The sequence below is a fragment of the Eudoraea sp. genome, assembly GCF_039969275.1.
Lineage (GTDB): Bacteria > Bacteroidota > Bacteroidia > Flavobacteriales > Flavobacteriaceae > Eudoraea.
Genome location: NZ_JBDVOC010000014.1, coordinates 126,022 through 139,047 on the forward strand (window position 1 = coordinate 126,022; position 13,026 = coordinate 139,047).

Annotated in this window: 13 protein-coding genes; 10 read left to right on the top strand and 3 right to left on the bottom strand. The window is 37.7% G+C overall.

The window, feature by feature from the left end; genetic code table 11:
• The first annotated feature begins 4 nt into the window (after window positions 1-4).
• The 9 genes from nuoH (at window position 5) to ABJH90_RS12695 (ending at window position 8,375) form a co-directional block, all read left to right on the top strand.
• Entirely contained in the window at window positions 5-1,069 is a 1,065-nt protein-coding gene (nuoH, locus tag ABJH90_RS12655) for an NADH-quinone oxidoreductase subunit NuoH (RefSeq protein WP_348141542.1), read from the top strand.
• Between the two features lie 4 nt (window positions 1,070-1,073).
• Window positions 1,074-1,550, top strand: a complete 477-nt coding sequence (locus ABJH90_RS12660; RefSeq protein WP_348141540.1) for a 4Fe-4S binding protein — start codon at window positions 1,074-1,076, stop codon at window positions 1,548-1,550.
• A 2-nt stretch (window positions 1,551-1,552) separates the two neighbouring features.
• Window positions 1,553-2,077: an NADH-quinone oxidoreductase subunit J gene (locus tag ABJH90_RS12665; protein WP_348141538.1), complete on the top strand. Its 525-nt coding sequence runs from the start codon at window positions 1,553-1,555 to the stop codon at window positions 2,075-2,077.
• On the top strand, window positions 2,074-2,391 hold the full coding sequence (gene nuoK / locus ABJH90_RS12670) for an NADH-quinone oxidoreductase subunit NuoK (RefSeq protein WP_348141536.1): 318 nt from the start codon (window positions 2,074-2,076) through the stop codon (window positions 2,389-2,391). Before ABJH90_RS12665 ends, nuoK begins: the two co-directional genes overlap by 4 nt.
• Before the next feature lie 10 nt (window positions 2,392-2,401).
• Window positions 2,402-4,321, top strand: a complete 1,920-nt coding sequence (gene nuoL, locus ABJH90_RS12675) for an NADH-quinone oxidoreductase subunit L (protein WP_348141534.1) — start codon at window positions 2,402-2,404, stop codon at window positions 4,319-4,321.
• 9 nt (window positions 4,322-4,330) lie between these two features.
• The gene (locus tag ABJH90_RS12680) at window positions 4,331-5,818 is read left to right on the top strand and encodes an NADH-quinone oxidoreductase subunit M (RefSeq protein WP_348141532.1); all 1,488 of its coding nucleotides are present in this window, start codon (window positions 4,331-4,333) and stop codon (window positions 5,816-5,818) included.
• Between the two features lie 22 nt (window positions 5,819-5,840).
• Window positions 5,841-7,268, top strand: coding sequence for an NADH-quinone oxidoreductase subunit N (locus ABJH90_RS12685; protein ID WP_348141530.1), 1,428 nt, complete (start codon window positions 5,841-5,843; stop codon window positions 7,266-7,268).
• Between the two features lie 5 nt (window positions 7,269-7,273).
• Window positions 7,274-7,606: a hypothetical protein gene (locus ABJH90_RS12690; protein ID WP_348141528.1), complete on the top strand. Its 333-nt coding sequence runs from the start codon at window positions 7,274-7,276 to the stop codon at window positions 7,604-7,606.
• Between the two features lie 169 nt (window positions 7,607-7,775).
• Window positions 7,776-8,375: a hypothetical protein gene (locus tag ABJH90_RS12695; protein WP_348141526.1), complete on the top strand. Its 600-nt coding sequence runs from the start codon at window positions 7,776-7,778 to the stop codon at window positions 8,373-8,375.
• A gap of 11 nt (window positions 8,376-8,386) precedes the next feature.
• On the opposite strand, the gene ABJH90_RS12700 is transcribed toward ABJH90_RS12695, so the two are convergent.
• On the bottom strand, window positions 8,387-10,588 hold the full coding sequence (locus ABJH90_RS12700) for an acylase (protein WP_348141524.1): 2,202 nt from the start codon (window positions 10,586-10,588) through the stop codon (window positions 8,387-8,389).
• Window positions 10,589-10,628: 40 nt separating this feature from the next.
• The gene (locus ABJH90_RS12705; protein WP_348141522.1) at window positions 10,629-10,838 is read right to left on the bottom strand and encodes an alkylphosphonate utilization protein; all 210 of its coding nucleotides are present in this window, start codon (window positions 10,836-10,838) and stop codon (window positions 10,629-10,631) included.
• A 151-nt stretch (window positions 10,839-10,989) separates the two neighbouring features.
• Between ABJH90_RS12705 and ABJH90_RS12710 the strand changes: the two genes are divergently transcribed.
• Window positions 10,990-12,726, top strand: coding sequence for an ABC transporter ATP-binding protein (locus ABJH90_RS12710; RefSeq protein ID WP_348141520.1), 1,737 nt, complete (start codon window positions 10,990-10,992; stop codon window positions 12,724-12,726).
• 59 nt (window positions 12,727-12,785) lie between these two features.
• Here the strand turns inward: ABJH90_RS12710 and ABJH90_RS12715 are convergent, their stop codons facing one another.
• Window positions 12,786-13,025 carry a NifU family protein gene (locus ABJH90_RS12715; RefSeq protein ID WP_348141518.1) on the bottom strand — a complete coding sequence of 80 codons (240 nt, stop codon included), beginning with the start codon at window positions 13,023-13,025 and terminating at the stop codon, window positions 12,786-12,788.
• Window position 13,026: the final 1 nt, after the last annotated feature.

Consider the following 13,026-nt stretch of genomic DNA (forward strand, 5'->3'; position numbering starts at 1 on the left):
TAATATGAATAGTGCTTTAAGTATAACAAAAAATATTCACGATTGGCTCTTTAGCATTATGCCCGAAGCGGCAGCCAATATTGCTGAGATGGTATTGATAGCGCTTGTTTATTTGGGAATTTTTGCAATTGCCGGTTTATTCCTAGTATTACTGGAAAGAAGGGTTGCTGCCTGGTTTCAATTAAGAATAGGACCTAATAGAGTGGGGTTTCAGGGTTTGTTACAAACAATGGCCGATGCCATAAAGCTTCTGTCCAAGGAGTTAACCGGTACTACCAAGGCAGATAAATTTCTCTATAATTTAGCGCCGTATTTTGTAATAATTACTTCGTTAATGGCGTTGAGTGTCTTTCCTTTTACCAAGGAATTTCAGGCATTCGACATTAATATTGGACTCTTTTTTTTAATTGCTGTTTCATCCATAGGAGTTATTGGTATTTTATTAGGTGGATGGAGTTCCAACAACAAATTTGCTATGATCGGTGCAATGCGAAGTGGAGTACAAACTATTAGCTATGAACTCTCTATTGGGCTGTCACTCCTAACCATGGTTTTAATAACAGGAAGCCTTCAGCTTTCAGAGATTGTAGAAGTTCAAAAGTCGGGTTGGTTAATTGTCCAGGGGCATATCCCTGCAATTATAGCCTTTATGATATATATGATTGCCGGTACTGCTGAAACCAACAGAGCACCTTTTGATATGGTTGAAGCCGAATCAGAATTGGGGGCCGGATTTCATACAGAATACTCAGGAATGAAGTTTGCCTATTTCTTTTTAGCCGAATTTATAAATATGTTTATTATTGCTGCCATTGCTACCACTGTGTTTTTTGGTGCCTGGTTGTCTCCTTTTGGAATAACAGAATCTATTCCTTTGTTGGGAGTATTTTGGTTTTTACTTAAGGCGCTTATCCTGGTTTTTTTAATGATGTGGTTTCGGTGGACGTTCCCCCGGTTGAGAATAGATCAACTTCTTACATTGGAATGGAAGTATCTATTGCCCTTAAACCTGGCAAATATTGTGATAATGGCCTTATTGGTATGGCTCAATTTAACTATAAGTTTTTAAGATTATGAGTTACTTTTCAGATATCTATAGAGGCATAAAAACCTTGCTCACCGGCATGAGTGTTACCGGGAAGTATTTTGTGACCTCCAGGAAGGGTGCTATCACGCAACAATATCCGGATAATAGAGAAACTCTTAAGATGTTTGATCGTTTTCGCGGTGAAGTCATTATGCCACATAATGAAAATAACGAGCATCGATGTACGGGCTGTCAAAAATGTGAAATAGCCTGCCCTAATGGAACGATTGAAATCATATGGGACAGGGGTATTGACGAAAATACGGGTAAAAAGAAGAAAAAAATAGATCAGTTTGTGTATCATTTAAGTATGTGTACCATGTGCGGACTCTGCATAGATGTCTGCCCTACAGATGCAATTAAATGGGGTCAAAATTTTGAGAATTCTGTATATGACCGAACTGCACTTACAAGAGTATTAAACGAACCGGATTCCAAGTTACAAGCCGGTGTAGAAGATTAAGTATGGAGAGAATTATTTTTTATTGCCTGGCCGCAGTAATTATTGCATTTGGCATAGCTTCAGTAACGAGTAGAAAAATGCTTCGTTCTGTGATTTACCTTTCTTTTGTTCTAGTAAGTATCGCGGGGATTTTCTTTTTGATAGATTATAATTTTCTTGCTGCAATTCAATTAACGGTCTACGCAGGTGGAATTGTTGTGCTAATCATATTTTCAGTATTGCTGGTGCACCATATTGAAATGGAATTGGAAATGGCCAAAGCATCGAAAAAAATAGTGACAGCTATTGCGTGTATAATAGGGTTGGGCGTTTTTTTAACGGCCATTTACTCCTATGATTTTAATGTTATCACTAACTCTTTAACCACCACCACGGCCGATATTGGTGCCGGACTACTAAGCTATGAGGCCGGTGGATTTATATTGCCATTTGAGGTGATTAGTGTACTCTTATTGGCAGCAATGATAGGAGCCATAGTAATTGCCAAAGGGAAAAAATTAACCGAGAAAAATAATCAACCACAATGATACCTGGAATAAGCATATATGAAATTCTTACGGTAACTTCAATCCTTTTTTTTATAGGGGTATATGGCTTTATCACAAGAACCAATCTGATCTCCATTTTAATTTCCGTTGAGTTAATGCTAAATGCCTCAGTAGTAAACTTTGTGATCATTAATAAATATTTGTTTCCTGAAGTCCTGCAGGGCGTTTATTTTTCAATTTTTATAATAGCCGTCGCAGCTGCAGAAACAGCTCTTGCTGTCTCTATTATTATTAATCTGTACAGGCAAATTAGCTCAGTGGAAGTCAAGGACATTGAAACTATGAAATACTAAATAACCGAGCATGAATCTGAATCACATCATCTTAATTCCACTTATACCTCTGGCGGTATTTTTGATCCTCGGGCTTTTTTATAACAAAATTAAACCAGCGGTTTCCGGTTATGTAGGAGTTTTAGGTTTACTTATCTCCACCTCCCTGGCATTTTATTCAGCCTATAATTACTTTTTTATAATCGGAAAAACAGAAGGGGTTTATCAAACTATTGTAGAAAAAACAGTTTGGATGAACTTTACAGATAGCCTTCATATTGATATGGGAATTCTGGTTGATCCTATTTCAGTTATGATGTTAATTGTAGTTTCTGTAATATCCTTAATGGTTCATATTTATAGCAGAGGATATATGAAGGGTGACCCGGGTTACACCAAATACTTCGCCTTTCTATCCTTGTTCACATTTTCCATGTATGGCTTGGTTTTGGCAACCAATCTATTCCAAATCTACATTTTCTGGGAATTAGTTGGTGTATCCTCCTATTTATTAATAGGATACTATTATACCAAAGAATCTGCCGTTGCTGCTGCTAAAAAGGCCTTTGTTGTTACTCGTTTTGCAGATCTGGGCTTTCTAATAGGAATCTTGATTATTGGTTACTATACAGGGACATTTGATTTTGAAACTTTGAACAATCCTGAAGGAACCAGTATTTTAAACTGGGCATCCACTTCGTTCATGGGACTATCTGCTCTTACCTGGGCGCTGGTTTTGATTTTTATTGGAGGGGCAGGAAAATCGGCCATGTTTCCCTTGCATATCTGGTTACCGGATGCAATGGAAGGACCAACCCCGGTGTCAGCATTAATCCATGCAGCTACAATGGTTGTTGCAGGTGTTTACCTGGTAGCTCGTTTATTCCCTATGTACTATTTTATTGAAGATGGCTTTGCATTAAATATTGTGGCCTTTGTAGGAGCTTTTACCGCTCTTTTTGCCGCTGTAATTGCAATCACGCAAACAGATATCAAACGGGTCCTGGCATTTTCAACCATGTCACAATTGGGATATATGATGCTGGCTCTGGGAGTTTCAGGATACGAAGGACATGAAGGTTTGGGCTATATGGCATCCATGTTCCACTTGTTTACCCATGCCATGTTCAAAGCATTGCTGTTTTTATGCGCTGGTTCTGTGATTCATGCTATCCATAGTAATTACCTTAAAGACATGGGTGGATTGCGAAAATACATGCCAATTACAAATATTACATTTTTAATAGCGGCTCTGGCCATTGCAGGGGTACCCCCTTTAGCTGGCTTTTGGAGTAAAGATGAAATTCTTGTGGCTGCGTTTGAACACAATAAGTTCTTATACATAATTGGATTATTCGTAGCCGGTCTTACCGCATTTTACATATTTAGAATCTATTTTGGAATATTTTGGGGAAAAGAAGGTGCTTACAAAAATAAACCACACGAATCTCCATGGTCTATGACTACTCCTCTTTTAATATTAGCATTTTTAAGTATAGTTGGTGGGTTTATTCCATTTAGTGAATTTATTAGTGCAGATCAAGCTGGGTTTGAAACTCACATGAATTATCCATTAGCCGCCATTGCAGTTTTTGCCGGACTAATTGGAATTGGTCTTTCGTGGCTATTTTATAAAAAAGAAAATGAACTTGCAGATAAATTTGCAAATCGTTTAGGAGTACTCTTTACATCGGCTTTTCATAAGTTCTATTTTGATGAACTCTATCTGTTTGTCACCAAAAAAATACTGTTCAATATTATTGCAAGGTCCGCGGCAAGATTTGATAAAAAATATGTGGACGGGACAATGGTTGGAATTGGAAATCAAACTGTTAATACATCTGAGAAAATTAAAGGTTTGCAGTCTGGTAAGGTCCAGGATTATGCTTTTGCATTTATCGCAGGAGCTGTAGTAATTGCTATTATATTCATCTATATATGGACAAATTAAATTAATAATATGGATATTTTATCCCTTTTTATTGTAGTGCCTGCATTAACTGTTTTGGTTTTAATTTTTACAAAAAATCTAAAACAGGCCAGAATGGTTGCTTTGGCAGGAAGTCTTGTTCAGCTGGGAATGGCAATTAACCTTTTGTTTTCTTATATCAAAGAGAGGGAGATTAATGAAGCTATTATGGTTTTTACAAAAGACGTGGTTTGGTTCAAAAACTTCAATATTCATTATAATATTGGAGTTGATGGTATCTCCGTAGCGCTGTTGTTATTGACAGCGATTGTAGTACTGGCCGGAGTCTTTATTTCCTGGAAAATGGAAGACTTGCCTAAGGAGTTTTTCATATCTCTAATTGTACTTTCTATTGGTGTTTATGGCTTCTTTATTTCCATTGACCTCTTTACAATGTTTGTATTCTTTGAGATTGCCGTAATACCAATGTATTTATTAATAGGCATATGGGGTACCGGCCCAAGGGAATTTTCTGCAATGAAACTAACACTCATGCTTATGGGTGCATCTGCTGTACTTCTGGTTGGGATATTGGGCATTTACTTTAACTCAAATGCAGACGGAGGTGCATTAACCTTTAATATCCTGGAAATAGCTAAAGTGAACATTCCTGTAGAAGCACAAAGATTATTCTTCCCGATTACTTTTATTGGATTTGCTGTAATTGGAGCCTTATTCCCATTCCATACCTGGTCTCCTGACGGTCATGCATCGGCGCCTACTGCAGTTTCTATGTTACATGCGGGGGTCCTTATGAAACTGGGTGGGTATGGTGTATTTAGAGTAGCTATCTTTTTGTTGCCAGAGGGAGCATTGCACTGGTCATGGTTCTTTATTATTTTGTCTGCCTTTGGTGTCATTTATGGGGCATTTGCTGCTATTAAACAAACAGATTTAAAGTACATTAATGCGTATTCCTCCGTGAGCCATTTAGGACTGGTACTTTTTGCATTACTTATGTTGAATAAAACGGCCTGGAATGGTGCCATTCTGCAATCACTCTCACATGGTTTTATGACAGCACTTTTCTTTGCTTTAATAGGGATGATTTATGGAAGAACGCATACTCGTGATGTTACCAAATTAGGAGGACTATTAAAGGTAATTCCTTTTATTTCGGCGGTCTATGTTATTGCCGGTTTAGCCTCATTGGGATTGCCTGGCTTTAGTGGTTTTGTCGCTGAAATGAACATCTTCGTAGGTGCCTTTGAAAAGGACGATATCTTTTATAGAATTGCTACTGTGATAGCGGTCTCTGCAATAGTTGTAACGGCGGTATATATATTGCGTGTGGTTGGCATCATGTTAATGGGCCCTGTAAAAAATGAAGCCTACTTAAATATTGAAAGAGTACGATGGTATGAAAAACTAGGTATTTTATTACTCCTTTTACCAATAATTGCTATTGGCGTTGCGCCACTGTGGTTAAGTGAAATGATCCTGAAAAGTCTCGATCCGTTTTTAAAAGGAGTTTTATAACCTGAAAATTAAATAACCAAAAATGAATTTTAGCAGCTTTTTATTAATGAGACAAGAAATTGCTTTACTGGCAATTATCCTGCTTCTGGTTATAGCCGAGATTTTTATCCCAAAACACAAAAAAGTAAGCATAATACACCTTGTCATCTTTTTGTTTGGTATACACACCATTGTCGGGTTTTTTGAGATTGATGAAAGTAATTTATTTGGAGGAATGTTTCGCACCAACCACCTGATTCATTTTTTCAAAAACGTATTGAACATCGGAGTCCTTATCCTGTTGTTGCAGTCTGCAGACTGGATAAAGGAAAAAATAGTGAATCAAAATAAGGGTTCCGAATTCTTTATCTTATTGTTCTCCTCGTTGCTTGGAATATATTTTATGATTTCAGCAGGTGATTTTTTAATGTTCTATCTTGGGCTTGAGTTATCCACACTTCCGGTAGCTGCGCTTGCTGCTTATGAAACAATGAAAAGAATTTCAAGTGAATCAGGGATTAAACTAATACTTTCGTCCGCTTTTGCTTCGGGAATTACATTGTTCGGTATTTCAATACTCTACGCCACCACAGGCTCTATTTATTTTAGTGAAATTGCCCATATGCTCACTTCAGCAAACTTAACCCTTCTGGGTGTTGTATTATTATTTGCTGGAATTAGCTTTAAGATTTCTCTCGTGCCATTTCATTTTTGGACGGCCGATGTTTATGAAGGAGCCCCTATTAGTATTGCCTCCTATTTATCTGTCATATCAAAAGGTGCGGCCGTTTTCATTTTAATGATATTACTATTTACAGTTTTACAGTCGTTGGCTCATTTTTGGGAGAACATAATTTATGTAATTGCCATCGCCACAATGTTCATTGGAAATTTATTCGCTTTAAGGCAACAGAATATGAAGCGCTTTTTGGCATTTTCATCTATAGCTCAGGCCGGGTTTATTTTATTAGGCTTAATTGGCGGTTCTCAATTAGGCACAGCCACGGTGGTTTACTTTGTGCTTATTTATATTTTCTCAAATTTAGCAGCATTTGGCGTTGTGCAGGCAATTTCTTTGCAAACGGGTAAAGAAAACATAAAAGATTACGAAGGTTTATACAGAACTAACCCCAAACTGAGTTTGGTACTTATGCTGGCCCTTTTCTCATTGGCGGGTATCCCTCCGGTAGCAGGATTTTTTGGGAAGTTTTTTCTTTTTACAGCTGCAGCCAGTAAAGGGTTCTACTTTCTTGTCTTTTTAGCGGTAGTGAATGTAACTATTTCTTTGTATTACTATTTGTTAGTGGTAAGGGCAATGTTTTTGCGTAAAGGTGATAATCCAATTCCTTTTTTCAGAAATAAAATTTATATGAGAATTGGGCTGGTAATTACAGTCCTTGGTATTTTGTTACTTGGTATATACAGTCCCTTATACGATTATATTTATGAATTAAGTAGTGCTTTTAATTAGTGGTTATGAGTTTAGGAGGTAAACATTTATTCGGTAGTATTAACGAAACTAGGGTAACTTTTGTTGAAAAGAAAGTAACTGCAGAACGAGTAGAATTTTTAAAAAAACTTTTGGAACATAACGGGTTTGAAGTCCTTATTCAGGAAGAAAAACGCATTTCGGAAGAAGTACCGCAATTGTATACAATAGGAGTCACCGATATGGTATTCAATCCTACTATTTGGGTATATCAACGTAAGCTCATGACATTTGACGGGCACAAAGTTTCACCCGATTTTTGGAATCAACGCTCAGAAATTACTCCGCCACAATATTGGAAAACCCCGAAAGATAGTTAGCTTATCTAGTAAAATAGTTGGTGATTTTCCTCATGCCAAAATCTTAATTTCATCGATTTTAACAGCAAATTAAGCCCCTATGGCAAGGTATTTGCTAACTTTACCCCGTAGAATTAGGGTTATGAAACACCAATATTTACAAACATTATTTTTTTTATCAGTTTTTTGCGTGAACGCTCAAACTGATTTTCCAAAAACCCAGCCTTTAAAAATAGAGGCTGATAAAGATTTGGATTTAAAGAGTAATCCCAATAGTGGAACGGCCTTGAAAATGCCCTCTATACTAGATTATAATCCCAATGCAAGTATTAAAGAAACCAAAAATTCAAGGAATGTAAAAATGCTTCCTGAAAAGGAGTTGAAGCAAGCAGGTTTTGATTTAAAATTGGATACTAAAGTGGGTGAACGCCAAAATAATAATTCCAAAAAGCACTTTGGAAATATGTATTTGGGTGATGTTAAAACTGGTGGTAATTTCGTGGGAATAGTTTGTCGGGATCATGAATATGTTGATGGTGATCGTGTAAGAGTCTACGTAAATGGTGAAGTGGTTGAGTACAATATCCTTCTTACCGGAGGTTTTAAAGGGATAAATATAGACCTGGAAAAAGGCTTTAATCGATTAGATTTCGAAGCTTTAAACCAGGGCTCTTCCGGGCCAAATACAGCTCAGGTAAATGTTTATGATGATAAAGGGGCATTGATTCATTCTAATCAATGGTTACTTTCAACGGGCTCTAAAGCGTCTTTAATTGTTGTCAAGCAATAAAATTCTACTCCCTATTTCATCCCCGGCTTATATGAATTCCTAGCTCTTTTAAGTACATCTTCTTTGTAATATGCCGCTTCTTTAAACTTTACCCTGGCGTAAGGCATTGTCTGATCATCAAAATGAGGTGATTTTGGATTACCGCTTTGTCCCCCGGCCAAAATTGTTTTAGCGCTAACTTTTGGACCAAATTCTACTACTGCTACAAAACTATTCCCCCTGGTACCATATATCTTCATTGTGTTGTTGTTATATCTAGCCCCATAGGCAGCTAGAGCACCCCAGCGACCAGATGAGAAACCAATTGGAATACTGGGTTTATTATCATCAAATGCCTGCCTGATATCACCATTTAAACGCTGATACCTGTTAACCTCACCCCAGGGAATACTCCAATTCCCGAAATCGCTTTCTAATTGTGCAACTACCTCTTTAAAAATGTACAAACGCTCTTCTGCTGGAGAATATGACCCAAAATATGACATTAATTCCATATCGCTCATTGGGGCTGGTCGCTTCCCTTTTCTGCCATACGAAGTACCGTAGAAATGTGCCAGGGTCATGGCTACGGATTCTTCAGAAGTTTTGTAATCCCAGTTGCGCAATATGTCAATTGCCCCTGCCAGTTCAGGAAGTCTGGTCTCAGATTCGTCATAGGCAGATACCAACCCGGGAATTAATGCTGCAAACGCAGGCAGGTATGAATCATAGGCCAGAGAAATAAGGCTATCTATAGTGTACCCACTTCTATCCTTTAGCAATTCAATGGCATGGATCCCGCGAAAATTTTCCCGGTCTATTGACATGTACTTCGGGTAATTCTCCCGTTTTGGACTATTTTCCAAGGCAGCCGTAAAAGGAGTAGAATTACAATTTTGAATCCATCCATTTTTAGGATTTAAAACAAGGATATTTTCATTAACAGCATGCAATCCTTTCCAGTCAGTTTTTGGATTACTTCCATCAACAGGTCGGCTAAAATCAAAAATGGTATCTCGAACCGGCACAAAATTTCCATGAAAATATGCAATATTGCCATCGGCATCGGCATATACAGTATTATTAGAGGAATTGGTGCGGATATCCATCATCTTAAGAAAACCCTTATAATCCTTTTGCTTTGTTCTGGTATAGGATTGTTCCAATGCTTTTATCGGTTCCCACATCATTGCCGAAGCCACAGGCGACTCATTTTCTTTATGGGTAATAGGTCCATGGTGCGTACGGTAGACAGGGAACATTTTTTCTTTCGATCCGTCTCCATTCTTATATTTTAAAACGATCTCGGTTTGAATCACGGGGCGCAATTCATCTCCATATGCATAAAAAAGTTTCTTATCTTTTTCTTCAATTACCTCAACATACTCGTCCATTACATCTGTATAGGTTGATGTATGCATCCATCCGGTTTTCTCATTGAATCCCTGATAGACAAAAAACTGTCCCCAGGTCACAGCTCCATAAGCATTAAGGCCTTCTTCACTTACGACATGTACTTCTCCCCTGAAATAAAAAGAAGTATGTGGATTTATTAGTAGCATGGCGTTACCACTTTGTGTTAATGTTCCGGAGATAGCAATACCATTAGATCCCTGAGGCTCTAGCTCTTCTTTGCGTTTTTTAATTTTCGCTTCCTCTGTTTTACTAAATGTCATTCCATCTTCGTAAAAAGCGCGTATTTTATCTGTACTTATCCCTTCAATATCTCCCCCAATTGAGCCTTCACTAAAATACATAGGCATCCAGGGTTCAAACCTGGTCAATAACCTGGGTTTCACCTCGGGATGGGTATGCAAATAGTAATTTATCCCATCCGCAAATGCATCACAGAGCTTTTTTAACCAATCAGGGCTACTGTCATAATTTGCTATTGCTTCTTCTTTGCTCATGAACATATTTGCCCGGAGGTCACTGTATAATGCCCCTTTTCCTTCAACCTCCGCCAATCTGCCAATTGCCCTTATATAATTTTGTTCTACCCTGTTAAAATCGTCCTCACATTGAGCATAAAGCAAGCCAAATACAGCATCTGCATCAGTTTTGCCGTAAATATGGGGGATACCAAAATCATCTCTTATAATTGTGATGTTCTCGGCCTGTTCCTTCCATAGATCTGTTTCGGATTGGCCTTGTGAAGTATTACAGCATACAAAAAGCCAAAGTAATCCGGAAAGGGATAGAAATTTGATATACTTAATTAGAGGATATTTCATAGGTGCTTCTATCTTTTTTAATAAGAAAATAATATTTCTTTTAGGCTTTTTTCAAAAACTGGGTTTTGAGCACAATCTGACTTTTACCTATTCTACATTCCACTTCCTGTGGATTGTTCGTTAGCCTTATATTCTTTATGATATTACCTCGTTTTAGGGTTTTAGACATCCCCTTAATCTTCAAATCCTTGATTACATGTACATTATCTCCATCTCCAAGAATATTTCCATTGCTGTCTTTTGATTCCATAATTTAATTTAAGTATTTGTGAAATTAAAAGTATTAAAACATATATGCTAATTCTTCCTTAAAATATGACCATGGATTATCGATTTGGCCAATGGATGGCAATTTTACTGTAAATTGTACCCTTTCATAATAAAATATAGCTAAATCTCCAATGTCTGATAAAAGAGTAAGTATCCTAAAAGCATTTAAGACCATCATTTGGCCCAGAAGGAATTTGGTTTTTATAGGTTTAGCATTGATAATAGTGAGCAAGGCTGCCAGTTTTGTTGCACCATTGTCCCTTAAATATTTAATGGATGACATTATTCCGAATAAAGACATGGAATTCCTTAAAATTCTATTAGGGGTGGTCATATTTGCTATTTTAGTACAGGCCGTAACTTCCTTTCTGTTAACGAAAATACTTAGTGTTCAGGCCCAATATATGATCTCTGAATTACGGGCTCAGGTACAAAAGAAAATTTTGTCTTTACCAATTCGGTTTTTTGATAATACAAAATCAGGTGAACTAGTTTCCAGAATAATGACTGATGTGGAAGGCGTACGAAATCTAATTGGGACAGGCTTGGTGCAGTTGGTAGGAGGAACGATTACTGCAGTGGTTTCATTGATTCTTCTTCTGAATATAAGCCCCAGTATGACCTTGTTCGCATTAGTCCCCCTGGCTATTTTCGCCGTAATTGCACTAAAGGCCTTTAAAATAATTCGACCAATATTCCGCAATCGGGGGAAAATTAATGCAGAAGTTACAGGCAGGCTTACGGAAACACTAGGAGGAATTAGGGTTATCAAGGGCTTCAACGCCGAAGCTCAGGAACATGGCGTTTTTGAAGAAGGTGTACTCCGGTTGTTTGAAAATGTAAAAAGAAGTCTTACCGCAACCGCCTTTATGACAAGTTCTTCTACTTTTCTCCTGGGACTGGCTACCACAGGCATAATGGGTATGGGAGGATATAAAATTATGATTGATGAACTCACGGTGGGTGAATTTTTAACGTTTACCTTCCTGTTGGGATTGATGATTGCCCCAATAGTGCAAATGAGTAATATTGGTAGTCAGCTTACTGAAGCACTGGCCGGGCTTGACAGAACAGAGGAATTAATGAATATGCAACCTGAATCTAACGAAGAGGTACGCACTTTGGCATTGAAAGAGATTAAAGGAGATATGATATTTGACTCGGTTTCATTCGCATATGAAGAAGAAAAAGAAGTGCTACATGACATTAATTTTTCAGTAAACGCAGGTACCGTTGTAGCACTTGTAGGAAGTTCAGGGTCTGGTAAGAGTACCATTGCCGGGCTTGCTGCAAGTTTTTTAACCCAGCAGAGTGGTACAATAACAGTAGATGGTAAGGATCTGTCAAAAGTAGACCTTAACAGTTTTCGTAAACATCTTGGCGTGGTACTGCAGGACGATTTTTTGTTCGAAGGAACCATACGGGAGAATATTTTGTTTCCAAGACCCAACGCTTCCGAAGAACAACTACAGGAGGCTGTTAAAGCGGCTTATGTTGACGAATTTACGGATCGTTTTGAAGATGGTTTGGACACACTAATTGGTGAGCGAGGCATAAAACTTTCAGGGGGTCAAAGACAGCGAATAGCCATTGCCAGAGCGGTTTTAGCGGATCCCCGTATACTGATTTTAGACGAAGCTACATCAAATTTAGACACAGAAAGCGAAGCTTTAATTCAGAAAAGTTTATCGCATCTTACAGAAGGAAGAACGACTTTTGTAATTGCCCATCGATTGAGTACCATTAGAAAAGCTGATCAGATTTTAGTAATTGAGAACGGTAGAATTGTTGAACAAGGTACACATGAATCACTTATTGCGAAAGAAGGGAGATATTATAATTTATTTACTTACCAGGCAAGAATTTAGTTATGCAGAATGATCTGTATTTAACTATAATGTCAGTATCATGCTAAGAAGGGCGTCTTCTAATCAATATTGATCACCTTTTCTATCTGCGGAGCATGCTTTTTAATTGTCATTTCCACCCCACTCTTCAGCGTCATTTGGTTAACGCTGCACCCTACGCAATTTCCTTCCAGCTTTACTGTTACCAATTTATCGTTATCAATAGATATTAATGAAATATCTCCCCCATCACTTTGTAAAAATGGGCGAATTTCATCCAACGCTTTTTCAACAGTACTTTTGAGTTCCTCAGATGTCATG

What these genes read in the sequence shown, in the direction of transcription:
- nuoL (WP_348141534.1), top strand. Translation starts at nt 2,402, where the DNA reads ATGAATCTGAATCACATCATCTTAATTCCACTTATACCTCTGGCGGTA.
- ABJH90_RS12665 (WP_348141538.1), top strand. Translation starts at nt 1,553, where the DNA reads ATGGAGAGAATTATTTTTTATTGCCTGGCCGCAGTAATTATTGCATTT.
- ABJH90_RS12705 (WP_348141522.1), bottom strand. Translation starts at nt 10,838, where the DNA reads ATGGAATCAAAAGACAGCAATGGAAATATTCTTGGAGATGGAGATAAT.
- ABJH90_RS12710 (WP_348141520.1), top strand. Translation starts at nt 10,990, where the DNA reads ATGTCTGATAAAAGAGTAAGTATCCTAAAAGCATTTAAGACCATCATT.
- nuoH (WP_348141542.1), top strand. Translation starts at nt 5, where the DNA reads ATGAATAGTGCTTTAAGTATAACAAAAAATATTCACGATTGGCTCTTT.
- ABJH90_RS12715 (WP_348141518.1), bottom strand. Translation starts at nt 13,025, where the DNA reads ATGACATCTGAGGAACTCAAAAGTACTGTTGAAAAAGCGTTGGATGAA.
- ABJH90_RS12680 (WP_348141532.1), top strand. Translation starts at nt 4,331, where the DNA reads ATGGATATTTTATCCCTTTTTATTGTAGTGCCTGCATTAACTGTTTTG.
- ABJH90_RS12685 (WP_348141530.1), top strand. Translation starts at nt 5,841, where the DNA reads ATGAATTTTAGCAGCTTTTTATTAATGAGACAAGAAATTGCTTTACTG.
- nuoK (WP_348141536.1), top strand. Translation starts at nt 2,074, where the DNA reads ATGATACCTGGAATAAGCATATATGAAATTCTTACGGTAACTTCAATC.
- ABJH90_RS12660 (WP_348141540.1), top strand. Translation starts at nt 1,074, where the DNA reads ATGAGTTACTTTTCAGATATCTATAGAGGCATAAAAACCTTGCTCACC.
- ABJH90_RS12690 (WP_348141528.1), top strand. Translation starts at nt 7,274, where the DNA reads ATGAGTTTAGGAGGTAAACATTTATTCGGTAGTATTAACGAAACTAGG.
- ABJH90_RS12700 (WP_348141524.1), bottom strand. Translation starts at nt 10,588, where the DNA reads ATGAAATATCCTCTAATTAAGTATATCAAATTTCTATCCCTTTCCGGA.